The sequence below is a fragment of the Thiovibrio sp. Mzg5 genome (assembly GCF_055379285.1).
In genome coordinates this window covers 1370662-1395426 of record NZ_AP022872.1, presented here as the reverse complement: position 1 = coordinate 1395426, position 24765 = coordinate 1370662, and the positions used below count along the sequence as shown (strand labels likewise).

The 24765-nt window shown below is 58.2% G+C and carries 28 protein-coding genes and 1 tRNA gene; 25 read left to right on the top strand and 4 right to left on the bottom strand.

The window, feature by feature from the left end; all coding sequences use genetic code 11:
• Window positions 1-38: 38 nt before the first annotated feature.
• The 18 genes from ACZ46D_RS06315 to ACZ46D_RS06230 all read left to right on the top strand — a co-directional run bounded on the left by ACZ46D_RS06315 (window position 39) and on the right by ACZ46D_RS06230 (window position 15731).
• Entirely contained in the window at window positions 39-1196 is a 1158-nt protein-coding gene (locus ACZ46D_RS06315) for an acyl-CoA dehydrogenase family protein (RefSeq protein WP_464929187.1), read from the top strand.
• On the top strand, window positions 1193-1972 hold the full coding sequence (locus tag ACZ46D_RS06310) for an electron transfer flavoprotein subunit beta/FixA family protein (protein WP_464929186.1): 780 nt from the start codon (window positions 1193-1195) through the stop codon (window positions 1970-1972). The genes ACZ46D_RS06315 and ACZ46D_RS06310 overlap by 4 nt, the downstream gene beginning before the upstream one ends.
• Before the next feature lie 129 nt (window positions 1973-2101).
• Window positions 2102-3295, top strand: coding sequence for an FAD-binding protein (locus ACZ46D_RS06305; protein WP_464929185.1), 1194 nt, complete (start codon window positions 2102-2104; stop codon window positions 3293-3295).
• Window positions 3292-4035: a 3-oxoacyl-[acyl-carrier-protein] reductase gene (fabG, locus tag ACZ46D_RS06300; protein ID WP_464929184.1), complete on the top strand. Its 744-nt coding sequence runs from the start codon at window positions 3292-3294 to the stop codon at window positions 4033-4035. Before ACZ46D_RS06305 ends, fabG begins: the two co-directional genes overlap by 4 nt.
• A 21-nt stretch (window positions 4036-4056) precedes the next feature.
• A complete protein-coding gene (acpP, locus tag ACZ46D_RS06295; RefSeq protein WP_464929183.1) occupies window positions 4057-4329 on the top strand; it encodes an acyl carrier protein in 273 nt (90 codons plus the stop codon).
• Window positions 4330-4445: 116 nt separating this feature from the next.
• Window positions 4446-5693 (top strand): beta-ketoacyl-ACP synthase II, encoded by a 1248-nt coding sequence (gene fabF / locus ACZ46D_RS06290; RefSeq protein ID WP_464929182.1) that lies wholly within the window; start codon window positions 4446-4448, stop codon window positions 5691-5693.
• Complete coding sequence (gene rpiB / locus ACZ46D_RS06285; RefSeq protein ID WP_464929181.1) at window positions 5690-6112, top strand: ribose 5-phosphate isomerase B; 423 nt, start codon at window positions 5690-5692, stop codon at window positions 6110-6112. The genes fabF and rpiB overlap by 4 nt, the downstream gene beginning before the upstream one ends.
• Before the next feature lie 126 nt (window positions 6113-6238).
• Complete coding sequence (locus tag ACZ46D_RS06280) at window positions 6239-7495, top strand: serine hydroxymethyltransferase (protein WP_464929180.1); 1257 nt, start codon at window positions 6239-6241, stop codon at window positions 7493-7495.
• A 6-nt stretch (window positions 7496-7501) separates the two neighbouring features.
• Window positions 7502-7951, top strand: a complete 450-nt coding sequence (locus tag ACZ46D_RS06275) for a deoxycytidylate deaminase (protein WP_464929179.1) — start codon at window positions 7502-7504, stop codon at window positions 7949-7951.
• Between the two features lie 50 nt (window positions 7952-8001).
• Window positions 8002-8472 (top strand): transcriptional regulator NrdR, encoded by a 471-nt coding sequence (gene nrdR, locus ACZ46D_RS06270; RefSeq protein WP_464929178.1) that lies wholly within the window; start codon window positions 8002-8004, stop codon window positions 8470-8472.
• Complete coding sequence (ribD, locus tag ACZ46D_RS06265) at window positions 8469-9587, top strand: bifunctional diaminohydroxyphosphoribosylaminopyrimidine deaminase/5-amino-6-(5-phosphoribosylamino)uracil reductase RibD (protein ID WP_464929177.1); 1119 nt, start codon at window positions 8469-8471, stop codon at window positions 9585-9587. Before nrdR ends, ribD begins: the two co-directional genes overlap by 4 nt.
• 23 nt (window positions 9588-9610) lie before the next feature.
• On the top strand, window positions 9611-10270 hold the full coding sequence (locus tag ACZ46D_RS06260) for a riboflavin synthase (RefSeq protein ID WP_464929176.1): 660 nt from the start codon (window positions 9611-9613) through the stop codon (window positions 10268-10270).
• A gap of 43 nt (window positions 10271-10313) precedes the next feature.
• On the top strand, window positions 10314-11543 hold the full coding sequence (locus ACZ46D_RS06255; RefSeq protein WP_464929175.1) for a bifunctional 3,4-dihydroxy-2-butanone-4-phosphate synthase/GTP cyclohydrolase II: 1230 nt from the start codon (window positions 10314-10316) through the stop codon (window positions 11541-11543).
• 29 nt (window positions 11544-11572) lie between these two features.
• The gene (gene ribH, locus ACZ46D_RS06250; RefSeq protein ID WP_423123735.1) at window positions 11573-12040 is read left to right on the top strand and encodes a 6,7-dimethyl-8-ribityllumazine synthase; all 468 of its coding nucleotides are present in this window, start codon (window positions 11573-11575) and stop codon (window positions 12038-12040) included.
• Between the two features lie 6 nt (window positions 12041-12046).
• Entirely contained in the window at window positions 12047-12460 is a 414-nt protein-coding gene (gene nusB / locus ACZ46D_RS06245; RefSeq protein ID WP_464929174.1) for a transcription antitermination factor NusB, read from the top strand.
• Between the two features lie 54 nt (window positions 12461-12514).
• Window positions 12515-14656 carry an FtsK/SpoIIIE family DNA translocase gene (locus tag ACZ46D_RS06240; protein ID WP_464929173.1) on the top strand — a complete coding sequence of 714 codons (2142 nt, stop codon included), beginning with the start codon at window positions 12515-12517 and terminating at the stop codon, window positions 14654-14656.
• 96 nt (window positions 14657-14752) lie between these two features.
• Window positions 14753-14941, top strand: a complete 189-nt coding sequence (locus ACZ46D_RS06235) for a hypothetical protein (RefSeq protein WP_464929172.1) — start codon at window positions 14753-14755, stop codon at window positions 14939-14941.
• 31 nt (window positions 14942-14972) lie between these two features.
• The gene (locus tag ACZ46D_RS06230; RefSeq protein ID WP_464929171.1) at window positions 14973-15731 is read left to right on the top strand and encodes a histidinol-phosphatase; all 759 of its coding nucleotides are present in this window, start codon (window positions 14973-14975) and stop codon (window positions 15729-15731) included.
• A 235-nt stretch (window positions 15732-15966) separates the two neighbouring features.
• On the opposite strand, the gene ACZ46D_RS06225 is transcribed toward ACZ46D_RS06230, so the two are convergent.
• Both ACZ46D_RS06225 and ACZ46D_RS06220 read right to left on the bottom strand, forming a co-directional pair.
• A complete protein-coding gene (locus ACZ46D_RS06225; RefSeq protein ID WP_464929170.1) occupies window positions 15967-16521 on the bottom strand; it encodes a DUF2971 domain-containing protein in 555 nt (184 codons plus the stop codon).
• A 156-nt stretch (window positions 16522-16677) separates the two neighbouring features.
• Entirely contained in the window at window positions 16678-17070 is a 393-nt protein-coding gene (locus tag ACZ46D_RS06220; protein ID WP_464929258.1) for a pancreas/duodenum homeobox protein 1, read from the bottom strand.
• A gap of 130 nt (window positions 17071-17200) precedes the next feature.
• Here ACZ46D_RS06220 and ACZ46D_RS06215 point away from each other — a divergent pair, with 130 nt between their 5' ends.
• Genes ACZ46D_RS06215 through ACZ46D_RS06205 form a run of 3 tightly spaced genes read left to right on the top strand, consistent with a single transcriptional unit; the run spans window position 17201 to window position 21074 of the window.
• Window positions 17201-19435: an ATP-dependent helicase gene (locus ACZ46D_RS06215; RefSeq protein ID WP_464929169.1), complete on the top strand. Its 2235-nt coding sequence runs from the start codon at window positions 17201-17203 to the stop codon at window positions 19433-19435.
• On the top strand, window positions 19432-20769 hold the full coding sequence (locus ACZ46D_RS06210; protein WP_464929168.1) for a bifunctional folylpolyglutamate synthase/dihydrofolate synthase: 1338 nt from the start codon (window positions 19432-19434) through the stop codon (window positions 20767-20769). The genes ACZ46D_RS06215 and ACZ46D_RS06210 overlap by 4 nt, the downstream gene beginning before the upstream one ends.
• Entirely contained in the window at window positions 20766-21074 is a 309-nt protein-coding gene (locus ACZ46D_RS06205; RefSeq protein WP_464929167.1) for an HNH endonuclease, read from the top strand. The genes ACZ46D_RS06210 and ACZ46D_RS06205 overlap by 4 nt, the downstream gene beginning before the upstream one ends.
• A gap of 37 nt (window positions 21075-21111) precedes the next feature.
• Here the strand turns inward: ACZ46D_RS06205 and ACZ46D_RS06200 are convergent, their stop codons facing one another.
• Window positions 21112-22206: a 6-phosphofructokinase gene (locus ACZ46D_RS06200; protein ID WP_464929166.1), complete on the bottom strand. Its 1095-nt coding sequence runs from the start codon at window positions 22204-22206 to the stop codon at window positions 21112-21114.
• Window positions 22207-22432: 226 nt separating this feature from the next.
• Here ACZ46D_RS06200 and ACZ46D_RS06195 point away from each other — a divergent pair, with 226 nt between their 5' ends.
• A complete protein-coding gene (locus tag ACZ46D_RS06195; protein ID WP_464929165.1) occupies window positions 22433-22783 on the top strand; it encodes an IscA/HesB family protein in 351 nt (116 codons plus the stop codon).
• Between the two features lie 53 nt (window positions 22784-22836).
• On the opposite strand, the gene ACZ46D_RS06190 is transcribed toward ACZ46D_RS06195, so the two are convergent.
• Window positions 22837-23199, bottom strand: a complete 363-nt coding sequence (locus ACZ46D_RS06190; protein ID WP_464929164.1) for a hypothetical protein — start codon at window positions 23197-23199, stop codon at window positions 22837-22839.
• Between the two features lie 106 nt (window positions 23200-23305).
• Between ACZ46D_RS06190 and amrA the strand changes: the two genes are divergently transcribed.
• The 3 genes from amrA (at window position 23306) to ACZ46D_RS06175 (ending at window position 24676) form a co-directional block, all read left to right on the top strand.
• Entirely contained in the window at window positions 23306-23911 is a 606-nt protein-coding gene (gene amrA / locus ACZ46D_RS06185) for an AmmeMemoRadiSam system protein A (RefSeq protein WP_464929163.1), read from the top strand.
• Between the two features lie 99 nt (window positions 23912-24010).
• A tRNA-Leu gene (locus ACZ46D_RS06180) sits at window positions 24011-24097 on the top strand.
• Window positions 24098-24142: 45 nt separating this feature from the next.
• On the top strand, window positions 24143-24676 hold the full coding sequence (locus ACZ46D_RS06175; RefSeq protein ID WP_464929162.1) for a DUF3334 family protein: 534 nt from the start codon (window positions 24143-24145) through the stop codon (window positions 24674-24676).
• Window positions 24677-24765: the final 89 nt, after the last annotated feature.

The following is a 24765-nucleotide window of genomic DNA, read 5'->3' as shown; positions in this document are numbered from 1 at the left end:
CAACCGCATATCAAAGTAATTGAGGACAAGGGGGCAGAGTGGATTATTTCTTGAGCGAAGAGCAGCAGATGATCGTCGATGTTGCTCGGCAGATTACCGATGAAATGATTGTTCCGCAAAGGTCGGAATTGGATGAAACCGAAGATTATCCCCGTGATATCTTAACCGCCATCGCCAAGGCTGATTTGTATGGCCTCTATATTCCTGAAGAATATGGTGGTTTGGGCGGGGGGTGTTTTGACATTGTCCTCGCCCTTGAACAGTTTGCCCGCGGCTGTACCGGGGTGGCCACCGCCTTTGCCGCCAGTGCCCTGGGCGCCTACCCGATTCTTATCTCCGGCAGCGAAGAACTGAAGCAGAAATATATGCCTCTCATCGCCAGCGGCGAGAAATTGGCGGCGTTTGCCCTTACCGAGGCCAATGCCGGCAGCGATGCCTCCGGTATCCAGACCACCGCCGTGCTCGATGGCGACGAATGGGTCCTCAACGGCACCAAACAGTGGATTACCAATGCCGGCGAGGCTCAGATCTATACGGTTATTGCCATCACCGACAAAAGCAAGGGGCCCCGCGGCGCCACCATGTTTGTGGTCGAGGATACCGATCCTGGTTTTTCCTACGGGGTCAAGGAAAAAAAGCTGGGTATCCGCTGTTCTTCCACCCGGGAGCTGATCTTCAAGGACTGCCGTATTCCCAAGGACAGGGTGATCGGTCGGATCGGCATGGGCTTTATCACCGTGATGAAGACCCTGGATCAGTCCCGTCCGGGGATCGCCATCCTCGGCGTTGGCCTGGGGCAGGGTGCCTTGGATGAGGCGGTTACCTACGCCAAGCAGCGGGTACAGTTCGGCAAACCCATTATATCCTTCCAGGCCGTACAGCATATCCTGGCCGATATGGCCATCCAGGTCGAGGCGGGCCGCGCCTTGGTCTACTCGGCAGCCAAGCATATCGACGCCCATAAGAATGACATGTCCAAGGCCTCCTCCATGTGTAAGGTGTTCGCCACCGACATGGCGATGAAGGTTACCGTCGATGCGGTTCAGGTCCTTGCTGGTTATGGGTATATGCGTGATTACCCGGTGGAGAAGATGATGCGTGACGCCAAGATCCTCCAAATTTACGAGGGCACCAATCAGATCCAGCGGAATGTTATTGGTCAGGAACTGAACAAGGAGTACATGAGGTCCTCATGAAGATCATCGTTTGCGTAAAACAGGTGCCGGACGCCAAGGATGTCCGCCTGGACCCCAAGACCAACACCCTGTCCAGGGAAGGGGTGCAAGCCATCATGAACCCCTACGACCGCCATGCCCTTGAGGAGGCGGTTCGCCTGAAGGAGCAGCACGGCGGCATGGTAACCGTGCTCAGCATGGGGCCTCCCCAGGCAGAGGAGATGCTGCGCGAGGCGGTGTCCTGCGGGGCGGATGAGGCGGTGCTTGTTTCGGATCGCGCCTTTGCCGGAGCGGACACCTGGGCCACCACCTATACCCTGTCCCAGGCCATTAAAAAGATAGATGATTTTGATTTGATCCTCTGCGGCAAGCAGGCCATTGATGGAGATACCGCCCAAGTAGGGCCCGGCTTGGCAGAACGCCTTGATATCCCTTTTGTCGCCTATGTGCGCAAGATCAATGACTGTACCGCCAACACCATTAAGGCAGAGCGTTTGATGGACGACGGTTACGACCTGGTGGAGGTCCCGTTGCCCGCGCTGTTCACCGTGGTTAAAGAGATCAACGAGCCCAGAATTCCTTCCCTCAAGGGGAAGATGAAGGCGAAAAAGATCGATATCACCAAGCTGACCGCAGTGGATATCGAGGCAGACCCGGAGCAGTTGGGGCTCAAAGGTTCCACCACCCAGGTGGTCAAGGTCTTCTCTCCGGAATTGCGGGGGGAGCGGTGCATGCTTGGTGGCACCCCCAGTGAGCAGGTTGCCCAGTTGTATGAGAAATTGTCGCCTCTCCTGTAGACTTTAGGAGCCGTAACGAAATAACTATTAGATTTTTAGTTATTTCGTTACGGCTCCTTATGCCGGGATGACGACATTTTAATATTACGGTTATTTTAAAAACAACGGCTCAGACGAACGGAATTCTCCATGTTACAGATTGATATAGAAGCCTGTATTGGTTGTGGTGTCTGTGAAAGTACCTGCACCTTCGGGGCCATCAAGGTTGAAGGCGGGGTCGCCGTGGTCGGTGAGACCTGTACCCTGTGCGGCAGTTGCGTGGATGTCTGCGAGGTCGGCGCTCTTTCCATCAAGCGGGAGGAAAAGGCAACCCAGGGCAACTTGGGCGATTGGTCCGGGGTCTGGGTTTATGCGGAATGCCGACATGGCAAACTCGCCCCCGTTGCCTTGGAACTGCTTGGGGCCGGGCGTAAGCTGGCCGAAAAAAGAGGGGTTCCCCTTTCCGCTGTTCTTTTGGGCGCAAAAGTCGAGGGCATGGCCGAAGAGCTTATTGCCTGCGGCGCAGACAAGGTGTTTGTCGTCGATGATCCGAATCTGGCCTCTTTCACCGATGACGCGTATGGCAACGCCTTGAGTGCGCTGGCCAAAAAACACAGGCCCGAGATTATTCTTGCCGGTGCCACGGCCATCGGTAGATCATTTATCCCCCGGGTTGCCACCACTTTGGCCACCGGTCTTACCGCCGATTGTACGGATTTGGCGATCCGTGATGAGGATGGTGCGCTGCTCCAGACCCGTCCGGCCTTTGGCGGCAACATCATGGCCACCATTGTTTGCCCGCATACCCGCCCGCAGATCTCCACGGTGCGGCCGCTGGTGATGAAGCCCCTTACCAGGGATGCGGGGCGCAAGGGGGAAATCCTTAAGGTGAATCTGGAGCCGGCCTTGCTCAAGCCCCGGGTGAAGGTGCTTGAATCCGTGGTGGAAGATCTTGACCGGGTGAACCTCAGCGAGGCCGATATTGTCGTGGCCGGCGGTAGGGGCTTGGAAAACGAAAAGGGCTTTGCCATGATCCGGGAACTGGCCGATGTTCTGGGCGGGGCGGTTGCCGCTTCCCGGGCCGCAGTGGACAGCGGCTGGATTCCCTATCCCCATCAGGTTGGGCAGACCGGCAAGACCGTGGCCCCCAAAATCTATATTGCCTGCGGGATATCCGGTGCCATCCAGCATCTGGTGGGGATGCAGTCCGCCGACACCATCATCGCCATCAACCGTGACGCCGATGCCCCGATCTTTGACGTGGCCACCTACGGCATTGTCGGGGATGTCTTCGAGATTGTGCCCATGCTTATCGCGAAATTCAAGGAAAGGAAGAGCGCATGAGTCTGAGCGGAAAAATCGCCGTAGTCACCGGAGGCAGCAGGGGCATTGGTCGGGCTATCTGTCAGCGCTTGGCAGCCCAAGGCGCCACAGTCATTGTCAACTATGTGAGCAATCCCTCTGCCGCCGAAGAGACGGTGCAGTCCATTTTGGGCGCAGGCGGCAAGGCCGAAGCGGTCCAGTTCAACGTTGCCGTTGCCGAGGAGATCGAAGCGGCTTTCAAGAAGATTCTTGATACCCATGGCCGGGTGGATATCCTGGTGAACAACGCCGGCATCACCAGGGACGGCCTGCTCATGAAGATGAAGGATGAGCAGTGGGACGAGGTCCTCAACACCAACCTCAAGGGAGTGTTTCTCTGTACCAAGGCGGTGAGCCGGGGCATGATGAAACAGCGTTGGGGAAGGGTCATCAATATTACCTCGGTGATCGGTTTTGCCGGCAACGCAGGCCAGGCCAACTATGCTGCCGCCAAGGCAGGGATCGTCGGTTTCACCAAATCCGTGGCCAAGGAGCTTGCCTCCCGCGGGATCACGGTGAACGGGGTGGCCCCCGGCTACATTGTCACCGACATGACCCGCGACCTTGCCGAAGAGGTTACCAATACGATCAAGGCTGAGATCCCCATGGGGGTGTTGGGCGAGGCGGAGGATATTGCCGGGGCTGTTGCCTATCTGGCTTCTGACGATGCGCGCTATGTGACAGGGCAGTTTATCCATGTCAATGGCGGCATGTTCATGTGATATATATTGTAAGAGCAAAACTTGGTAAGATGTTACCGTAAACAAGCAAGGAGAAAAGACATGTCTGTACAGGAAAAACTCATTGATATCATTGCCGAGCAGCTGAGTGTGGACAAAGACAAGGTTGTGCCGGGGGCTTCTTTTATTGATGATCTGGGCGCTGACTCCCTTGACCTGGTTGAGCTGATCATGGCCATGGAAGAGGCCTTTGATATCGAGATCGCCGATGACGTTGCCGAAAAGATCACCACCGTTCAGAACGCCATCGACCATATCAATAAGGTTACCGGTTGAGCCGAACAGTTTTTTGTCGGCAGCAGGTACCTAGCAGGAACAACTGAGGGCGGACCTTGGCGGGATATTTCCTGCCAAGGCCTTCCTTTCTCTGCAAACAGATTGTGAGGATCAGCGTGGGCAGAAGAGTCGTGGTCACAGGAGTTGGACTGGTTACTCCCCTGGGAACAGGCGTGGAGAAAACCTGGAGTGCGCTGTGCGCAGGCAAGAGCGGCATCGGCCCGATTACCCGGTTCGACGCCAGCGAGGTCGGCGTCAACATCGCTGCCGAGGTCAAGGATTTTCAGGTTGAAGACCATATTGACAAAAAGGTCGCCAAGCACCTCGACCTCTTTGTGCAATACGCGGTCGCCGCAGCCGGGGAAGCCCTACGCAACGCCGATCTGCAGATTACCGAGGAAAACGCACCCCGGATTGCCAGTATCATGGGCTGCGGCCTCGGCGGCCTGCCTACCATCGAAAAATACCATCAGGTGGCCATGGAAAAGGGGACCAAGCGTATCACCCCCTTTTTTATTCCCATGGTTATACCCAACATGGGCGCCGGCCAGATCTCCATTATTTACGGCACCAAGGGGCCGAACCTGTGCCTCACCACAGCCTGCGCCGCCGGTACCCATGCGGTGGGCGAGGCGTTTCGCTCCATCGTTAACGATGAATGTGATGTGGCCATCACCGGCGGCAGCGAATCGGTGATCTGTCCTCTGGCCGTCGGCGGTTTCCACGCGATGAAGGCGTTGTCCACCCGCAATGACCAGCCGGAAAAAGCCTCCCGCCCCTTTGACCGGGACCGGGACGGCTTTATTATTTCCGAAGGGGCCGGCGTACTCATCCTCGAAGAGTTGGAGCATGCCCTGGCCCGTGGCGCCAAGATCTATGCCGAGGTTGCCGGCTACGGGTTGAGCAGCGATGGTTACCACATGGCCGCCCCTCCCGAGGATGGCAACGGCGCGTCCCGCTGCATGCAGATGGCCCTCAAGGATGCGGGCATGCGCCCGGAAGATGTTGACTATATCAACGCCCATGGCACCTCAACCCCGTTGAACGATGTCGTGGAAACCCGGGCCATTAAAACGGCTTTCGGCGACCAGGCCTACAAGCTGGCCATCAGCTCGACCAAGTCCATGACCGGCCATATGTTGGGCGGAGCAGGGGGCATCGAAGCGGTCTTTACCGCCCTGTCCATCAAGCATCAGATTGCTCCGCCGACCATGAATCTGGAAAATCCCAGCCCTGAGTGCGATCTGGACTATGTCCCCAATCAGGCGCGCAAGATGAAGATTCGGGCGGCGATGTCCAATTCCTTTGGCTTCGGCGGGACCAACGCGGTGTTGATCATGAAGCAGTACGAGGGCAACCCGTGAAGATTGCCATTGGTTGCGATCATGGCGGCATCAGCCTCAAGGCTGAGATTGTTCCGCTGCTTCAGGAGCTGGGGCATACGGTGGATGACAAGGGCTGCTATTCCACCGAGTCTGTCGATTACCCTGATTTTGCCAAGGCTGTTTGCACTCAGGTGCAAAACGGCGCTTGCGAGCGCGGGATTCTGATCTGCGGCACCGGGGTCGGGATGTCCATGGTGGCCAACCGCTTCGAGGGAATCCGGGCGGCTCTGGGCAACGAGCTGTTTACCGCCCGGATGAGTCGGGAGCACAATGACGCCAACGTCCTTTGCCTCGGCGCCAGGGTTGTCGGCCCCGGTCTGGCCGTGGAAATAGTCCGGGCCTGGGTCAGCACCGAATTTGCCGGAGGCAGGCACCAGCGGCGGATTGACATGTTCTAGATAAACGGGTCTGCCCCCTGTTTGCGGGCCCCCCATGCACGATTTTTTTTGCGCGGCCGGAATTACCTGGAGTAATTTTTCGGCCGTGATTATTTCGCCTGATCCATAACCATGAAGGATACTGCTGTGTCGTATTTGAAAGAGAGTGATCCGGATGTGTACAGTTCCATCCGCCATGAGTTGGCCCGCCAGTCCAATCAGCTTGAACTGATTGCTTCCGAGAATATTGTCAGCGAGGCGGTGCTTGAGGCCCAAGGCTCCATTTTTACCAACAAGTATGCCGAAGGCTATCCTGGTAAGCGCTACTATGGCGGCTGCGAATACGCTGACCAGATTGAATCCCTGGCCATCGAGCGGGCCCTGAAGATTTTTGGCGCCGAATACGCCAATGTTCAGCCCCATTCCGGCAGCCAGGCCAACATGGCGGTCTATTTTTCCTCGCTGCAGCCGGGAGATACGGTGCTGGGCATGGATCTGGCCCACGGCGGCCACCTCACCCACGGATCAGCGGTGAATTTTTCCGGACAGCTCTATAAATTTGTTTCCTACGGGGTGAACCGGGAAACCGAGCGCATCGACATGGCCGAGGTGGAGCGCATTGCCCTTGAACAGAGACCGAAGATGATCGTGGCCGGGGCGAGCGCCTACCCTCGGGTTATTGATTTTGCCGGGTTCCGCGCCATAGCCGACAAGATCGGCGCCCTGTTCATGGTGGATATGGCCCATATCGCCGGACTGGTGGCGGCCGGGGTCCATCCTTCGCCGGTGCCCTATGCTGATTTCGTCACGACCACCACCCACAAGACCCTGCGCGGTCCGCGGGGCGGCTTGATCCTCGCCAAGGCTGAGTTCGGCAAGAAGTTGGACAGCAAAATCTTCCCCGGCATCCAAGGTGGGCCATTGGTGCATGTCATCGCCGCCAAGGCCGTGGCCTTCAAGGAGGCCATGGGAGAGAAGTTCAAGCAGGATCAGGTCCAGGTGGTGAAAAACGCCCAGGCCTTGGGGGCAGGGTTGGTTGGCCACGGTTTCCGCCTTGTTTCCGGCGGCACCGACAATCATCTGCTCCTGGTTGATCTGAGCAACAAGGGGGCAACCGGCAAGGAGTCGGAAGAGGCCTTGGAAGAGGCCGGTCTTACCGTGAACAAAAACGCCATCCCCTTTGACCAGCAGAGCCGCTTTGTCACCAGCGGGGTGCGCATCGGTACTCCGGCTGTTACCACCCGGGGGCTCAAGGAACCGGAGATGGCCAAGATTGCCGACTGGATCAACCGGGCCATCGAGAACCGGCAGAACAAGGAAGCCCTGAACGCTATCCGGCTCGAGGTTCGCGCCCTGTGCGATACTTTTCCCCTGTATCCTGACATGGCGCGGGACAACGAGTAACCGATCATGACAGACACCCGCCCGTCCTGGGACGAATATTTCATGGGTATCACCGAGATGGTGGCCCAGCGCTCAACCTGCCTCCGCCGCAAGGTGGGCGCCATTCTGGTGCGGGACAAGCGCATCATCGCCACAGGCTACAACGGAGCCCCGGCCAAGGTCAGCCATTGTCTTGATATCGGCTGCCTGCGGGAGCAGCAGGGGATTCCCTCCGGGGAGCGGCATGAACTGTGCCGTGGCCTGCACGCCGAGCAAAACGCCATTATCCAGGCGGCGCTGCACGGTTTCAGCGTTGAGGGGGCTACCCTGTACTGTACCAATATGCCCTGCTCCATCTGCAGCAAGATGCTGATCAATGCACGAATTGAAAAAATCTATTATAAAGAGGGATATGCCGACAGCCTTTCCTCCTTGCTGTTGGCCGAAGCCAAAGTTCCTGTTGTCCAACTGGGGTAGCGGTAAGTGGCCGCAATGTGCCCCGGCGCAAATATCGTTAAGGCGAAGTTATGAAATGTCCGTATTGCGGTCATCTGGAAAACAGGGTTGTTGATTCCCGCCTGAACAAGGACTTTACCATCACCCGTCGTCGCCGGATGTGCGATGCCTGTAATCGCAGGTTTACTACCTACGAACGGCTTGAAGTGACCATGCCCATGCTGATCAAGAAGGATGGGCGCCGTGAGGCCTGGGACCGGCACAAGGTGGTGGAAGGTCTGCAAAAGGCCTGCGAGAAGCGGCCGGTCAGCATGGAGCAGATCGATGAGTTTGTCGATTCTCTGGAACGGGAGCTGCAGGATATGGGCGAACGCGAGATCCCGGTGAAGTTGGTCGGGGAGCGGGTCATGGACGGCTTAAGGAAGCTCGACGGCGTGGCCTATGTGCGTTTTGCCTCCGTGTATCGGCAGTTCAAGGATCTGAGCGAGTTCATGTCTGAATTGAAGGACATGTTGGGCGGACCGGAAGAAAAAACGGAATGAAAGACGACCGCACCTGGATGCAGCTGGCCATCAGGGAGGCGCGAAAAGGGCTGGGACGCACCTCGCCCAATCCCTGTGTCGGCGCGGTGGTGGTCAAAAATAACCGGCTCATTGCCACGGGATTCCATGCCAAGGCCGGAACCCCCCATGCCGAGGTGCATGCCATCCGGGCTGCAGGGGCAAAAGCCAGGGGCGCCACGATCTATGTGACCCTGGAGCCTTGCAACCATACGGGACGGACTCCGCCCTGCACCCAGGCCATTCTCGCGGCAGGGATCAAACGGGTGGTGGTCGGCATGCTCGACCCCAATCCGCTCGTTGCGGGAGGGGGGTGCAAGACCTTGGCTTCTCATGGCCTTGAGGTCACGCAGGGCGTGTTGGCCGAAGAATGCTCCAGCCTGAATCGCCCCTTCAGCAAGCATGTCACCACCGGGTTGCCTTGGGTGATCATGAAGGCCGGGATGAGTCTGGATGGGAGATTGGCTCTCGCCTCCGGCCAGTGCAGTTGGATTACCAATGAGCAATCCCGGCGGCAGGTGCATCGGCTGCGGGATCGGGTGGATGCCATCCTCATCGGCAGCGAGACAGCCCTGTGCGATGATCCCGCCCTCACGACCAGGGTGCCGGGCCGCAGGGGCAGGGATCCGTTGCGGGTTATTCTGGATACCGCGCTCAGGTTGCCGTCCATTGCCAAGATGTTGCAACAGGCTTCCTCTGCCCCAACCTGGATCTTTTGCGGGCCGGATGCGGATGTGAAACGGGCCGAGGCCCTGGTTGCGGCAGGCGCGGTCATCAAGCAGGTCCGGCTCGATGACGCAGGCCAGCTTGATCTTGGTGCGGTGCTCTGCGAGCTTGGCCGAGCGCAGCTCACCAGTGTGCTGGTCGAAGGGGGCAGCCGGGTGCATGGCGCTTTTTTGCGGGCCAATCTGGTGGACGAGGTGAATATCTTTGTGGCCCCGATCTTTATCGGCGACGACGGGGTGCCTCTTGTGGACTCCCTTGGCCTGCAAAAGATTGCGGAAGCCCCCGGCTTTAAGGTCACCAAGGTGCGGCGGTTAGGCAACGATGTGCTGATCGAAGGGTTGATAGAGAAACAGCTTATAGCTCGCAGCTGATAGCTGACTGCTTAGGAAAGAATATGTTTACCGGGATCATACTGGGGCAAGGCAGGATACTGGAAAAAAGACCGGTTGGTGGCGGGATGCTCTTTGCCATTGGCGCGGACTTTGATCTGCCCGAGCCTGCGGAAGGCGAGTCCATCGCGGTCAACGGGGTCTGTCTCACGGCCAAGGAGATCAGCGGTCGCCGCTTTCTCGTCGATGTGTCGCCGGAAAGCCTGAACCGCACCAATCTCGGGCAGCTGGCCGTCGGCAGCGTGGTCAATCTGGAACGCGCCCTGCGCCTCAGCGACCGGTTGGGCGGGCATATGGTCAGCGGGCATGTGGACGCCACGACCCCCATGCTCACCCGCCAGCCCCTGGGGGATTTCGTGCTTTTCAGCTTCCAGGTTCCGGCTGGGTTTGGCAAGTATATCATCGAAAAAGGCTCCATCGCCATTGACGGCATCAGTCTTACCGTCAACAGTATCGACGATAAGGCCTTTTCCGTTTCCATCATCCCCCACACCCTCGGCATCACGACCCTGGGTGCGCTGCGGCAGGGGAGCGTGGTGAATATTGAAGTGGATTTGATCGGCAAATATGTGGAAAAATTGCTCTCCGCCAAGGACGCTGACGGCGGGGGTGGGGAATCAAGAATCAATTCCGCTTTTCTGGCAGAGCACGGCTTTTTGCGATAACAGTGCCCGGCCTACAGGCGGCGAAAGTTTTGAGGTGAAGACCATGGCGGTAAGTTCCATTGAAGAGGTGATTGACGAGATCCGGGCCGGGAAGATGATCATACTGGTCGATGACGAGGATCGCGAGAACGAAGGCGATCTCTACATGGCCGCGGAAAAGGTCACGCCCGAGGCGATCAATTTCATGGCCACCCATGGGAGGGGCCTCATCTGCCTGACCCTGACCCCGGATCATCTGGAGCAGTTGCAGATCCCCATGATGGTGCAGAACAACAAGTCGCCCTTTGAAACGGCCTTCACGGTGAGCATCGAGGCCACCACCGGGGTCACCACCGGCATCTCCGCGGCGGACCGAGCCCGAACCATTCTGGTGGCCGCCGATCCCAAGGCCAAGCCCAGCGATATCGTCAGCCCGGGGCATATTTTTCCCCTGCGCGCCAGGCGCGGCGGGGTTTTGGTCCGCACCGGCCAGACCGAGGGGTCGGTGGATCTCTCCCGCTTGGCCGGATTGCATCCTTCCGGGGTGATCTGCGAGATCATGAAGGAAGACGGCACCATGGCCCGGATGCCCGATCTGGAGATCTTTGCCAAGGAACATGGGCTCAAGATTGCCACCATCGCCGATCTCGTTGCCTACCGGACCCGCGAGGACAAGCTGGTCCACCGGGCCGCCGAGGCCAAAATCCCGACTCTCTACGGCGATTTTCGGACCATTGTCTACACCAATGATGTGGACGAACTCGAGCATGTTGCCCTGGTCAAGGGGGAGATCGACCCCAACAAAGAGATCATGGTCCGGGTGCATTCCTCCTGCTTGACCGGCGATGTCTTCGGCTCCAAACGCTGCGACTGCGGCGGGCAACTGCACAGCGCCATGCGCATGGTCGAGCATGAGGGCGCAGGCATCATCCTCTACATGCAGCAGGAGGGGAGAGGCATCGGCTTGATCAACAAGATCAAGGCTTACGCCCTCCAAGAAGGCGGGATGGACACGGTGGAGGCCAATGTGCATCTGGGTTTCAAGGCCGATCTGCGCGACTATGGGATCGGCGCCCAGATCCTCCGGGATTTGGGGGTCCGCAAGATGCGATTGCTCACCAACAATCCCAAGAAGATCATCGGCCTTGAAGGCTATGGAATTAAGGTCACGGGCCGTCTGCCCATTGAGATGGAACCGAAGCCGGAAAATATCGATTACCTGAAGGCCAAGAAGGATAAGCTTGGCCATATGCTGGATCTGTTCACCGGCGGCAAGGATACGAAAAACACCTAAGTCTTTGTTCACTTTTTGGAGGAAGCACGATGCCCAAATTTTTTGAAGGAAAGCTGCAGGCCGAAGGGAAGAAATTCGGGATTGTCATTGCCCGGTTCAATTCGTTCATTGCCGAGCGTCTGCTGGAAGGCGCCCTGGACACCCTGATGCGTTCCGGGGTGAAGGACAAGGAGATCGAGGTGGCCAGGGTTCCCGGCGCCTTCGAAATCCCCCTGGTTGCCCAGAAGATGGTCAAATCCGGCCGCTATGACGCAGTGATCTGCCTCGGCGCGGTGATCCGCGGCTCCACCCCCCATTTTGATTTCGTGGCCAACGAGGCGACCAAGGGGATTGCCCAGGCCAGCATGGAGTCCGGGGTGCCCATCATCTTCGGCGTGCTGACCACCGACTCCATCGAGCAGGCCATCGAACGGGCCGGCTCCAAGGCCGGGAACAAGGGCTCCGAGTGCGCAGCCACCGCCATCGAGATGGTCAACCTCCTGCCGCAGCTCGCCTGATCATTCATGGGAAACCGACGCAAGGCAAGAGAGCTTGCCCTCAACGCCCTCTTCCAAGGGGAGATGACCGCAACCTCCGCAGTGGAGAACTTTCCGCTGCTCTGCGAGAATTTTGAGATCAATAAAAAGGCCATCCCCTATGGCCGGGAGCTGGTTTACGGCATCACCGACAAGCGGGACGAGCTCGACGCCAAGATCGAGGGAAGCGCGGTGAACTGGCGGGTCAGCCGGATGTCGGTGCTGGATCGCAACATTATCCGGCTGGCAGCCTATGAAATGATGTTCAAGGAGGATGTGCCGCCCAGGGTCGCCATCGACGAGGCCATCGAGCTGGCCAAGCGTTACTGTGGCGAGGATTCTCCTGGTTTTATCAACGGGATTCTCGACGCTATTCTAAAAAATATCGGCAAGGAAAAATAGCGTCTACTGCAGGGATGCCTGCGCTTCCATCACCGGAACCGATCTGCGAGCATAATGGCATCAGGGAACAAGAAGCAGGAAAAACCAACACTGGGGCGAGAGATACTTTCCGTATTCGGGGTGTTTGCCGCCCTTTTTCTGCTCCTCTGCCTGGTCAGCTATAGCTCGGTGGAGCCGCTGATCCAGACAGCCCCGGCCAACTGGGGCGGGTCGGTGGGCCAGTTTGTCGCCGGCCTGCTCATGGATCTGCTGGGGATCACCTCCCTCTGGTTGCCCGTTCTTCTGCTTTTTTTTGCCATCCGCCTGTTCTCGCCGGATTTCAGCCTGGAAACCATCCCCCAGATCGTCTTTGGCTGCACCGGCATTCTCCTGGCCAGCGCCGGACTTTCCGGCGTCACCTTCCTGCCTTCCTTCACTGTTTTTGAGCACACCTATCCGGTGGCCGGATTCCTGGGTACCCTGCTGGCCCAGTATGGCCAGCTGTTCTTCGGTGGCCCCGGCTCCTTGCTCTTGTTTGTCGTAGTCCTGGTTATCTCCCTGATGCTGATCAGCAGTTTCTCCCCCTACTCCCTTGGCCGTCGGCTGTGTGCTTTTCTGGCCTGTCGCTGGGCGGCGAGGAAAGCGGTCGAGGCCAACGGTTCGGCTGGGCAGGGCAAGAAACAGGCAATCGCTCCCCTGGTAACCGAGACCGAGGCAAGCCCGGAGGAAGATGACTTTGTCGTGCCCAAGGTGCATGCGCCGGTGAAGCTTGAGGCCGGGGGAGAGGACGAATCCTTCCGCCTCCTGCCCGTGGCCAGCGGCGAATACCGGCTGCCGCCCTTGTCCTTGCTGGATAAACCGGAAAACACCGAGGTGGTCGTGGACCGCGAGTACTACTATGCGGTCAGCGCCGAGCTGGAGGAAAAACTTAAAGATTTCGGGGTGGTGGGCAAGGTGGTCGGCATTTCCCCAGGCCCGGTGATCACCACCTATGAATTTTCCCCGGCGCCTGGGGTCAAGATCAACAAGATCATCGCCCTGGCCGATGATCTGGCCCTGGGACTCAAGGCCGAGAGTGTGCGCATCGTCGGCTCCATTCCGGGCAAGGCCGCGCTGGGCATTGAGATCCCCAACCCGACCCGCAATATCGTCTATGTCCGCGATATCTTTGCCCATGAGAAATTCCAGAAGGCGGCCTCCCGGCTCACCATCGGCCTGGGCATGGATGTGGTGGGCAATCCGGTGATCGCCGATCTGGCGCGGATGCCCCATTTGCTCATCGCCGGGGCAACCGGCTCGGGCAAGAGCGTGGCGGTCAACACCATCATCTGCTCGATCCTTTTTCGGGCCACCCCCGAGGAGGTCCGGTTGCTGCTGGTGGACCCCAAGCGCATCGAGCTTTCCTGCTACGAGGACATCCCCCATCTCCTCCACCCGGTGGTCGTTGACCCCAAGCTGGCCAGCCGGGCCCTATTGTGGGCAGTGCGGGAGATGGAGCGCCGCTACCAGCTGATGGAAGAGGCCAAGGTCAAGAGCCTGGCCAGCTACAACGCCGAGGCCGTGGACAAGCTGCCCCTGATCGTCATCATCATCGACGAGCTGGCCGACCTGATGATGGTTTCCTCCCGCGAGGTCGAGGATTCCGTGGCCAGATTGGCCCAGATGGCGCGAGCCGCGGGGATGCACCTGATCCTCGCCACCCAACGGCCCTCGGTGGATGTGCTCACCGGTCTGATCAAGGCCAACTTCCCGACCCGGATGTCGTTCAAGGTCTCCTCCAAGATCGATTCCCGCACCATTCTGGACGGGAGCGGGGCCGAGCACCTGCTGGGCGCCGGCGACATGCTCTTCATGCCGCCTGGCACCAGCAAGCTGCAGCGGATTCACGGCGCCTATATCTCGGATAAGGAAACCGAGCGGATTGTCTCCTTTCTCAAGGAGCAGGGCGCTGTGCGCTACGATGAATCCGTGCTGAAGCTTGCCGAGGAAGCCGAGGCCGGCGAGGGCGACGAGGGTGGGGAGTCGGACGAGAAATATGACGAAGCCGTGGCCCTGGTCTGCGAATCGGGCCAAGCCTCCATCTCCATGGTGCAGCGGCGACTGCGGGTGGGGTACAACCGGGCGGCCCGGATGATCGAACTCATGGAAAAGGAAGGGGTGGTCGGCCCGGCGGACGGCTCCAAGCCCCGCGAGGTCTTGGCTCGGAAAAGTTATTAATTATTTGTTACCGGCGGCTTGCCATAATTTAATGAATGACTAAATTACAGAGCAGAGATGTTCTGTTTTTTTATGGGATGAGTGTGAGGAATGAATATGAGAGTGGCTGGATCGCCCATTGATATAACCAAGGTTCGGACGGTTGTGTACCACATGCCGGACGGCCAGCAGTTTTCCATCAACATGGAAGGCATTGAGCAGTTTGTCGAGCTCGGACCGGGTCGGATTTGCGACACCTCGGATATCGACGGGGTGCTGCATTTCTTCCCCCGCGGCAACGCCTAGTTTTCGAGCAAATTCCTTTTCCGGCAAACCGATGCTGATCAACCCCAAGAGCGACGGCCATGTCCACACCCGGCTCTGCCACCACGCCACCGGCGAGATGGAGGAGTATGTGGTCGCGGCCATCGACAAGGGGCTTGAGGAGCTGGTCTTTCTGGAGCATCTGGAATGCGGCATCCGCTACCGCGAAGACACCTGGCTTTCCGAAGAGGATTTTGCCGCCTACCACCGCGAAGGGCAGCGGCTGCGGCAGGTTTATGGGGACAGGATTTCTATCGGCCTCGGGGTGGAGGTGGGCTACAACCCCAAGCAGGTCCCTGCGATTCTTGATTTCCTCCAGCAGTACACCTGGGACCGGGTCGGTCTCTCCTTCCATTACTACGAGATCGACGGGCATCATTACAACGTGGTGAGCCGTCGCAAGATCAACCTGGAGCCCTTGGGCAAGCAGGGGGTGGAGCGGGTGATCTCCGACTATTTCGCCACTCTGCTGGAGGCGGTTGAGGTTCTGCCCGGCACGGTGCTTTGCCATCTGGACGCTGTGCTGCGTCATCATCCCGAGGTCCATTTTACCGGGGCGCACCGGCGGCAGATCGGGGAGATTTTTCAGAGGATGCTGAGTAAGGACATGGCTTTGGAGGTGAATACCTCCGGGTTTTCTCATCGGGGGGAGCAGTATCCGGTGCGCTCGCTGATCGACGAGGCTGTTGCCTTGGGAGTCCCGCTGGTGGCTGGGTCGGATGCGCATCGGCCTGGTGAGGTGGGGCGGTTTTTTGAGAGGTTGTTGGGGTAGGGGTGTTTGTTCATTTCTTTGCTTGCCCAAAGAAACGAACCAAAGAAAAGGCACCCTGTGTCACTTGTCCCGCCGAAGGCGGGATGCCCTGCGCTCCTCAAAGCTGCCGGGATGTTGCAAACTCGCTGCGCTCAAACAGTGCAACCTCCCGTTTCGGCAGCTTTTCCGGTGCTCGGCTGCGTGCCAATGGGGAAATCCTCATGTGGCGAAGGAAACGTTCTCGTTGAGTAATTTGTTAGGGCCACATTGCATTGTTTTTATTTCTAACTACTTCAAATTTCCTGAATCCTGCTCTAGCCTTAAATGTCTCTATATTTTTACCCAAGCTTCCAAGTGCATCAGAAATTTGGGCGCGCGTAATTTCTGATTGGTCTCCGACGATGACGCGTTTTAGTGTAAACGTGCTTGAGAATTTCGTATAATATAATCCATTAATTTCCTGATTCAGCTCCATGTAGGCTCTATATTCTTGTTCATACTCCCAATGCGAAAATTTCGTAAATAATAACTTTTCCATGAAAGCTTCATCGGGAACATCTGGGGGTAGTAGAAGTCGAGAATCTATGTAGTCAATTTTTTTGACAGCGCCACGAGGCACTTTAAATCCGAGGCAAACGCCTTTGTGTTTGTCTGCGTAGTGCCCCCAAAGAACAGGGTTTTTCCATGTCTTGCTGAAGCAAAGGAGGCCTTTAGTTTTTGAAATTGTTGCTTTTGTCGCTTTCAGCGCCTCACGAAATTTTCGGTCAGAAAGATCAACACCAAGAAACTCAAATGGATCGTTCAATTCCATAATTCGTGCGATCTTGAGTCGACGGTCCTTCAGGGCTTTAAGCCCGTAATGTGCATTTAGAAAGTGATATACGAGCATCGGAACTGAGCCTAGCAAGTTGTTCCACGGTTCTGGCAATCATGCCGAAAATAATAATGGACAGAAATAGATTCCCCATCATCCCAAGCTAATCATCAGCGGAATAACATGCAGCTTTTTGGAAACGGTCTGGGTGGTGCCGAGCTTCCAGTCGGTGCAGGTGGCTTTGTCGCCTAGGAGTGCGTCGATCTCCGCCGTCAGACCCTTGATATTGATGATGGGGTGGCGGCTGAATACCTCGGGCAGGCCGTAGGTCAGGTTGCAGGCCAGGCATTTGCCGGGGCGCTCGTGGAGTTCCAGCGCTAGGGTGAGGGTGTTTGCCGCCTGGCCCTTGAAAACGAGGCGGATGTCGTAGGCTCCGTCTTCGGCGTCGCCGAACAGGGCGTCGAAGAAGGCGTTGGCCCGTTCGGGCGGAAAGAGGGTCTGCAGGGTTTCCTGGGTGAAAATATCCTGTGCGTTGTTCATTTCTATTTCCTTGGATTTATGTAAAAAGTTGTCTTGCTGGTGTCTGATTTTTGTAACAAGCTATTCTACCAGCCAGGCATGAAAATTAAAACTTTTTTGTCGAAAGCCCACCTGCTGTTGTGTTAGAGTTGCCGCCATGCAACCCACCCTATTTCCCATGACGCCAAAGCCCCAGCCCGCCCGCTCCGCCAGCCAGATCAGCCGCAAGGCCTTGAACGAGGCGCAATACGAGGCGGTGACCACCGTATCAGGTCCGGTGCTGGTCATTGCCGGGGCAGGTAGCGGCAAAACCCGCACCCTGGTCTATCGTCTGGCCCATCTTGTCGAGCAGGGCGTGCCTCCGGAGCAGATTTTGCTGCTCACCTTTACCCGCAAGGCCGCCCAGGAGATGCTGCACCGGGCCAGCCTGTTGCTCGATGATTCCTGTCGGCGGGTGATGGGCGGCACCTTCCATGCCACGGCCAATCTGCTGCTGCGCCGTTATTGCCGCCATCTCGGCTATCAGGCCAACTTCACCATCATCGACCAGTCCGATGCCGAGGGCATCGTCAATCTGCTCAAATCCTCCCTGAACCTGGGCGGCGAGAACAAGCGTTTTCCCTCCAAGCGGGTGGTGATCTCCATCCTGAGCAAGTCGGTGAACAAGGGCCTTGGCATCGAAGAGCTGATCGAGGCCGAATACGGCCATTTTCATGATTTTGCCGACGATCTCCAGACCATTGCCCAGCATTATCGGCGGTTCAAGCTTGAGCACAGCCTCATGGATTACGACGACCTGCTGGTGAACTGGCGGAGGGTTCTGGAGGAGTTTCCCGAGGTGCATGCAGAGCTGGCCAACCGTTTCAGCCACATCATGGTGGATGAGTACCAGGACACCAACCCCATCCAGGCGGCCATCGTCCGGCTGATGGCGGCCAAGCACAACAATGTGATGGTGGTGGGCGATGATTCCCAGTCAATCTACAGCTTCCGGGGCGCTGATTTCCGCAACATCATGGAGTTCCCTTCGCTGTTCCCGGACACCCGACTCATCCGCTTGGAAGAGAACTACCGCTCCACCCAGAAGATTCTCGATTTGACCAACGCCATCATCGAAAAGGCCCAGGAGAAATACACCAAGACCCTGTTCACCAACATCACGGGCGGGGAAAAGCCCGTGGTCTACGGGGCCAGGGATGAGGCCACCCAGGCCCGTTATGTGGCGGAAAAGATCGTGGCCCTGCACAAAGCGGGCGAGCCGTTGGATGAGATGGCGGTGCTTTTCCGTTCCGGTTTCCATTCCTACAAGCTGGAGCTGGAGCTGACCCACCGGCAGATCGAGTTTGACAAGCGCGGCGGCCTCAAGCTCAACGAGCTGGCCCATAACAAGGATGTCATTTCCTATCTGCGGGTGGTGGCCAATCCCCATGACCATCTCTCCTGGAACCGGCTTCTGCTGCAGCTCGACAAGGTGGGACCCAAGACGGCCCAGAACATCCTGAGCCGGGTCAAGAGCGCGGACGATCCCCTGGCGGCGCTGAAGGAATACCCGGCCGGTAAAACCTGGAAAGAGGGTTTGACTGATTTACTGGAGATGCTTGAGGCGCTTCGGCAGCCGGGCATGAGCCTGGGCCAGATGTTCGAGCGGATCATGGATTACTACGAGCCGATCTTCGAGCGGCTCTACCACGACGATTATCCCCGCCGCCGTCGGGATCTGGACGAGTTGGGCCGGGTGATGGGCGGGTACGGCGAGCTGCAGACCTTTCTAGACGACGCCTCCCTCGATCCGCCCCAGGCCGGGGCCCTGGAAGAGGATGGCGGCAAGCGGCTGGTGCTCTCCACCATCCATTCGGCCAAGGGATTGGAATGGGACACGGTCTTTATCATCAACCTTGCCGAGGGCCGCTTTCCCTCAGCCCAGGCCGTGCTGCCCGCCCACCGGGAAGAGGAGCGGAGGTTGCTTTATGTGGCCGCGACCCGGGCCCGCAAGCAGCTCTTTCTGGTCTACCCGCAGGAGATCATGTCCTACGATTCCTCCTCGGCTGCGGGCGGGCCTTCCCCGTTTTTGCAGGAATTGCCCCATGCCCTGACTCAGTCGCCTGTCGCCCCGGCCTGGCAGCCCCAGTCCTCCGCCTATGATGCGGAGCAGGAAGAGCGGCCCGATTACAGCATCCCGCCGCTGAGGTCTTCGTATCCGCCCGGTCTCCCCAGCTCGGCTGCGGCTGCCCCGGCCCCAAGTATCAAGCTCGGCAACCGGGTGCGGCATCCTTTTTTCGGGGAGGGGGTGGTGGAAAAGGTGGTCAGTCCCAAATCGCTGGAGGTTCTCTTTGCCCGGCACGGCCGGAAGACCCTCCATCTTGACTATGCCAAGCTGGAACTGTTGCCATGATGAATTATGAGGAGGCGTGGAGTTTTCTCGACAACCTGCAGTTTTTCAAGATCAAGCTGGGGTTGGAGAGCATGAGCCAGTTCTTGGAGGCGGTGGGCAACCCGCACCGGGGCCTGCGGTTCGTGCATGTGGCCGGCACCAATGGCAAAGGCTCTGTTTCCACGACCCTGCGGACCATCCTGACCAGGGCCGGCTACAAGGTCGGGCTCTACACCTCGCCGCACCTGAGCTGCGTGCGGGAGCGGTTTCGCATCGATGACCGCTTTATCTCCGAAGAGGCCTTCGCCCGCCAGGCCAGTGCGATTCGCAAGGCCCTGGGCGAGCGGCAGATCACTTATTTCGAGTTCGCCACCGCCCTGGCTCTGCTCTGGTTTGCCGAGGAGCAGGTGGATGTGGCCATCCTGGAAGTCGGCATGGGTGGCAGGTTGGATGCCACCAACGTGATCACCCCCCTGGTCTCCGTGATCACCAATGTGAGCATGGACCATGAACAGTACCTGGGCAACACCCTGGCTGCGGTGGCCTTTGAAAAGGCCGGAGTTGTCAAACCCAAGGTGCCGGTGGTTGCCGGGCTGGCTGCGGACGAAAGCCTGACGGTGGTGGCGCAGGTGTGCGAGGAGCGTAAGGCCCCCCTGTTTCTGCTGGGTCGGGAGTTTGCCGCGGTCCGTGGCCCGGAGGGAAGCTGGCAGTACCGAGGTATCGACCCCACCCATTCCCTTGGCGATCTCCATTGTCGTTTGAAGGGCGGGTACCAGATCGGCAATGCCGCCCTGGCCCTGGCCGCGCTGGAAACCATCTCTAAAACCTTGCCGGTGGACGGCGAGGCGATCCGGCAGGGGCTGCTCTCCGTTACCTGGCCGGGCCGCCTCGAATATTTCTGCCTGGCGGACGGCAAGCCGGTGGAATGTCCTGCCGAGGGTGCAGCCGGACAGCCCGCTTCTTTCCGCCGCTACCTGCTGGATGGGGCCCACAACCCCGCCGGGGTGGAGAGCCTCTTGGCTGCCCTAGTCAGCGAGTTCCATTATGACCACCTTATCCTGGTCTGGGCCTGCATGGGGGACAAGGATGTGGCTGCGACCCTCACCGCCATCGCCCCCCTGGCGGACCGCATCATCTTCACCCGCCCGGAAAGCGAGCGCTCGGCCACGCCGGAGCAGCTGGCCGCCATCCTGCCCGAGGAAGAACGCCCCAAGGCGCAGGGTGCGGCAACGGTGGCCGAGGCCCTGGCCCTGGCCGGTGATCTGGCGCAAAGCGGGGATCTGATCTGTGTGGCCGGTTCTCTCTATTTGGTGGGTGCGGCGCGGAAGATCCTGCTGGGGGAGGTGGCGCCATGAGTGCGGATCAGAATCTGTACGGCGAGGGGGTGGCTGAGGAGGATATTCGTCGCGAACGCGCCAAGGCGAGGGAAATACGGAAGAGCAGATGGTGGCAGACCAAGCTCTCCCTTGGTATCTGCTACTATTGCGGCAACAAGACCCCGGCCAAGGAGCTTACCATGGACCACATCGTCCCCCTGGCCAGGGGAGGGACAAGCTCCAAGGGGAATCTTGCCGCCTGCTGCAAGGAATGCAATAATCTGAAGAAAACCATGCTGCCCATCGAGTGGGATGCCTACATGGAGCGGCTGGAAAAAGGGTGAAGTTTGCCGCCTGTAGCTGTCAGCTTACCGCTGTTTTTTAATCCCCCAGGCAGGTGCCGATTTCCCGCGCGGTCAGGACCTTATCGCTGTCCAGGGGCACCTTCTTTCTAGCCTTGATCGCCTCGGCCAGGGGTACGGCAACAATATCCGTGGCGGACAGGGCCACCATGTGGTCGAAGACCTCTTGCTCGGCCAACCGCACTGCCGCGCCGCCAAAGCGCAGGGCCAGCATCCGGTCGAAGGTGGTGGGGGAGCCGCCGCGCTGTAAGTGTCCCAGCACCAGGGAACGGGTGTCCTTGCCGGTTTTTTCCCGAATCTGTTGTGCCACCCATTCGCCCACCCCGCCCAGGATAACCTCCTGCCGCCCGATTTCATGGGCATCCGTGGTCTTGTGGATGACCTCGGCATTTTTTGCTCTGGCTCCCTCGGCCACCACGACAATGGCGTAATGTTTGTGATGCAATTCGTTGTCGTTGATCTTGTCGCAGACCTTATCCATATCAAAGGGGATTTCCGGGATGAGGATGACGTCGGCGCAGCCGGAGATTCCGGAGTTGATGGCTATCCAGCCGGAATCGCGGCCCATGACCTCGACCACCATGACCCGGTCGTGGGATTTGGCGGTGGAATGCAGCTTGTCAAGGGCCTCGGTCGCCGTGGCCACGGCGGTGTCGCAGCCGAAGGTTCTTTGGGTGGCCAGCAGATCGTTGTCAATGGTCTTGGGAACCCCGATCACCGGCATCCCCTTTTCCGTGGCGAAACGGTGGGCAATCTCCAGGCTGCCGTCGCCGCCCACGGCAATATGGCAGAAAAAACCCATGCGGGTAAAGTTTTGCATGACCCGGTCGGAAACATCGCGGAGCAGCACCTCGCCGGCCATGTTTTCCACCGGCATGGCAAAGGGGTTGCCCTTGTTGGTCGAGCCGAGGATCGTGCCGCCGGTGGGGGTGATGTCCTCAACGATCTCCGGGGTGAGGCGGATAAGTTCGTCCGGGTCGAGCAGTCCCTTGTAGCCGCCGTGGCTGCCGTAGACCTCCCAGCCCCGGTAATGGGCGGATTTGGTCACTGCATAGATAACCGCGTTCAGGCCCGGGGCGTCGCCGCCGCCGGTGGATATGACGATTTTTTTCATCTGTTCGACCCCGCACCGTGACTGAGTAACGACCTTTGTTTATTAGGAAAACCCTTTTTTCAGTTATAGCGTGAATCAGGCAGAGATCAAAACAAAAAACCAGCCTTGACTTCTGCGGGTATATTTCTTAATTTACTCGATAAGAAAAAGATGAAATTCCATTTTTCTTACCGGCCCCCCGTGCCGGGATATTTTTTTATGAACCTTTTGATGAGGAGATCATAGGATGCTTGAAGTAACAGAACAGGCGGTTGTTAAACTGAAAGCGTACCTGGCCGATAATAATATCGATTCTGCCGTACGTGTTGCGTTGATGCAGGGTGGCTGAGCAGGCCCCTCTTTGGGATTGGCTCTGGATGAGCCAAAAGAAAATGATGCAACGTTTGAACATGGCGGAATTAAATTCTTGCTGGACAATAATCTCAGCAATCAGTGCGGAGTCATCAAGGTAGACTTCATCGAGGCCGGACCCCGTTCCGGTTTTGGCATCTCCTCGGCCAAGCCTCTCGGTGGCGGTGGCGGCGGGAGCTGCGGCAGTTCCTGCGGGAGCGGCGGCGGTGGTTCTTGCGGTTGCTGATTATCTTGTTTTGAATGTGTTGTAAAAAAACCCTGGCTTTGGCCGGGGTTTTTTTATTGGGGCTTGGTGCTGTTGTCCCGGATGAAGATGGGCAGGTAGGCGAGAAGATCGTTCATCTCCTCGCCCTTTTCCGGGATGTCCTCGCCGCGCAAGGCCACCTCGATGCAGAAATTGATCACCCCGGCAAGGGTGCTAACGGGGTTACCCATGACCAGATATTGCTCTCGGTTCAGGGTTTTCGGGCTGAGATCCCGGCCATCTTCATGGCAGGTGAGGCAGGTCTTGCCGGAGGTGCCGCCTCCGAGAGCAGGGCTTGCAAAGAGCAGCTTTCCGTTTCGGGCATCCGCGCCCAGGCAGCTGCCGGTGGCGAGAAGAAAAACGCTGCCTGCCGCCATCAGCCTGATGATTGTTTTCATGCGGTGCCGTTTCCCCTTGCAGAAAAGTGTTATGTTTTTCTCGGTTTTCAAAGATACTGTACTATGGAAAGGGTGCGGAGAGAAATACAGAACAGAGGAGCGGGCCATGGCAAGGCATGAAGGCGCAGAGGCTGAGGGGCTGAGAGAAGAGCAGGGGAAAGCGCTGCTTTGGCTGGCGCGGGAGACCATCGGCCGGCAACTCGGCATGCAGGCTCGGGAGCCGGGCACTGATATTGCGGCCCGCTTGCTGGATGCTGAGCTGCAGCGCAAGCGGGGAACCTTTGTCACCCTGAAAGAGCATGGCGAGCTGCGCGGCTGTATCGGCAGCCTTGCCGCCCTTGATTCCATTGTCGAGGGGGTGAAGCGCAATGCCCTCCATGCCGCTTTTGACGATTCCCGCTTCAGGCCGGTGGAAAAAAACGAACTCGCCGCAATCGAGGTGGAGATCAGCATCCTCACCGAGCCGACCCCCTTGGCCTATGCAAGCGCAGAGGAACTGCTCCGTACCTTGCAGGTCGGGATCGATGGGGTCATTCTCCGCAAGGGGGTGCAGGGCGCCACCTTTCTTCCCCAGGTTTGGGAGCAGTTGCCCGATCCTAAGGATTTTTTAAGCCATCTCTGCCGCAAGGCGGGGTTGCCCGCCGATGCCTGGCGATCAGGAAATTTGGAGGTGTCCACCTATCGGGTGCAGTATTTTGAGGAACACGGCTGAACGCTCCGGCAAAAAAGGCTGCGGCAGATGATGGCTTGACGGATGGCTGTTGATTTTTGCAGGGTGATATGGTACATCGCCGTTTGATCTGAGCACCATGCCTGGGTGGCGGAACTGGTAGACGCAAGGGACTTAAAATCCCTCGGGGCTTGCCCCGTACGAGTTCGATTCTCGTCCTGGGCACCATTTTTATCTGCGGTTTTTGGGCCTTGGCCATGGGAGAGGGGAGTAATGAGTGGAAAGCAGGCAACCATTGACATAATCGCCGAAATTTTCTGTCAGGCCGTCAAGAAGACCCTGGACAAGAGCACCCAAAAGGCCATCAAGTATTCAAAGACCATCCAGGTTATTCCCAAGGTGAGCCTCCGGCCGGAAGTCGGCTGTTTTGTCCAGTTCAGTGGGGATTATAACGGTTTGGTGGTGGTGAATTTTTCCGCCGGGGCTGCCATGGAACTCTACCGGAGCTACATGCTTGCCATGGGCATGCCGGAAAGCGAGCTGGCCAAGGATTCGACCTCCGCCGAGGTGGTTGACACCATGGGGGAGATGACCAACCAGTTCATGGGCAAGGCCATGCAGATGGTGGAAGGCAGGTTCGATCTCACCTCCTACATCGGCCAGCCCAAGGCGTTGTCCTTGAATACCGCCATCACCCTCACCCCGGATCTTGATTTTCAGGACAACCGGCGGTTGGTGTTCAGTCTCGATACTCATCGGTTTTATATGGAGATGGCTCTGGAGCGGACGGAATTTATCTCCCTGTAACTGCCCACCACCACCACATCTGCTTCGCAGTCTCGCTCTGCGCTCGCTTAGCTGTCATCGGTCTGCTCGTGTGCAATAGCACACTTCGC

Excerpts from the sequence above, each read along its gene's own strand:
- ACZ46D_RS06310 (WP_464929186.1), top strand. The coding sequence starts at position 1,193 with ATGAAGATCATCGTTTGCGTAAAACAGGTGCCGGACGCCAAGGATGTC.
- ACZ46D_RS06305 (WP_464929185.1), top strand. The coding sequence starts at position 2,102 with ATGTTACAGATTGATATAGAAGCCTGTATTGGTTGTGGTGTCTGTGAA.
- fabG (WP_464929184.1), top strand. The coding sequence starts at position 3,292 with ATGAGTCTGAGCGGAAAAATCGCCGTAGTCACCGGAGGCAGCAGGGGC.
- ACZ46D_RS06275 (WP_464929179.1), top strand. The coding sequence starts at position 7,502 with ATGACAGACACCCGCCCGTCCTGGGACGAATATTTCATGGGTATCACC.
- nrdR (WP_464929178.1), top strand. The coding sequence starts at position 8,002 with ATGAAATGTCCGTATTGCGGTCATCTGGAAAACAGGGTTGTTGATTCC.
- ribD (WP_464929177.1), top strand. The coding sequence starts at position 8,469 with ATGAAAGACGACCGCACCTGGATGCAGCTGGCCATCAGGGAGGCGCGA.
- ACZ46D_RS06260 (WP_464929176.1), top strand. The coding sequence starts at position 9,611 with ATGTTTACCGGGATCATACTGGGGCAAGGCAGGATACTGGAAAAAAGA.
- ACZ46D_RS06255 (WP_464929175.1), top strand. The coding sequence starts at position 10,314 with ATGGCGGTAAGTTCCATTGAAGAGGTGATTGACGAGATCCGGGCCGGG.
- ribH (WP_423123735.1), top strand. The coding sequence starts at position 11,573 with ATGCCCAAATTTTTTGAAGGAAAGCTGCAGGCCGAAGGGAAGAAATTC.
- nusB (WP_464929174.1), top strand. The coding sequence starts at position 12,047 with ATGGGAAACCGACGCAAGGCAAGAGAGCTTGCCCTCAACGCCCTCTTC.
- ACZ46D_RS06240 (WP_464929173.1), top strand. The coding sequence starts at position 12,515 with ATGGCATCAGGGAACAAGAAGCAGGAAAAACCAACACTGGGGCGAGAG.
- ACZ46D_RS06235 (WP_464929172.1), top strand. The coding sequence starts at position 14,753 with ATGAGAGTGGCTGGATCGCCCATTGATATAACCAAGGTTCGGACGGTT.
- ACZ46D_RS06230 (WP_464929171.1), top strand. The coding sequence starts at position 14,973 with ATGCTGATCAACCCCAAGAGCGACGGCCATGTCCACACCCGGCTCTGC.
- ACZ46D_RS06225 (WP_464929170.1), bottom strand. The coding sequence starts at position 16,521 with ATGGAATTGAACGATCCATTTGAGTTTCTTGGTGTTGATCTTTCTGAC.
- ACZ46D_RS06215 (WP_464929169.1), top strand. The coding sequence starts at position 17,201 with ATGCAACCCACCCTATTTCCCATGACGCCAAAGCCCCAGCCCGCCCGC.
- ACZ46D_RS06210 (WP_464929168.1), top strand. The coding sequence starts at position 19,432 with ATGATGAATTATGAGGAGGCGTGGAGTTTTCTCGACAACCTGCAGTTT.
- ACZ46D_RS06205 (WP_464929167.1), top strand. The coding sequence starts at position 20,766 with ATGAGTGCGGATCAGAATCTGTACGGCGAGGGGGTGGCTGAGGAGGAT.
- ACZ46D_RS06200 (WP_464929166.1), bottom strand. The coding sequence starts at position 22,206 with ATGAAAAAAATCGTCATATCCACCGGCGGCGGCGACGCCCCGGGCCTG.
- ACZ46D_RS06190 (WP_464929164.1), bottom strand. The coding sequence starts at position 23,199 with ATGAAAACAATCATCAGGCTGATGGCGGCAGGCAGCGTTTTTCTTCTC.
- amrA (WP_464929163.1), top strand. The coding sequence starts at position 23,306 with ATGGCAAGGCATGAAGGCGCAGAGGCTGAGGGGCTGAGAGAAGAGCAG.
- ACZ46D_RS06175 (WP_464929162.1), top strand. The coding sequence starts at position 24,143 with ATGAGTGGAAAGCAGGCAACCATTGACATAATCGCCGAAATTTTCTGT.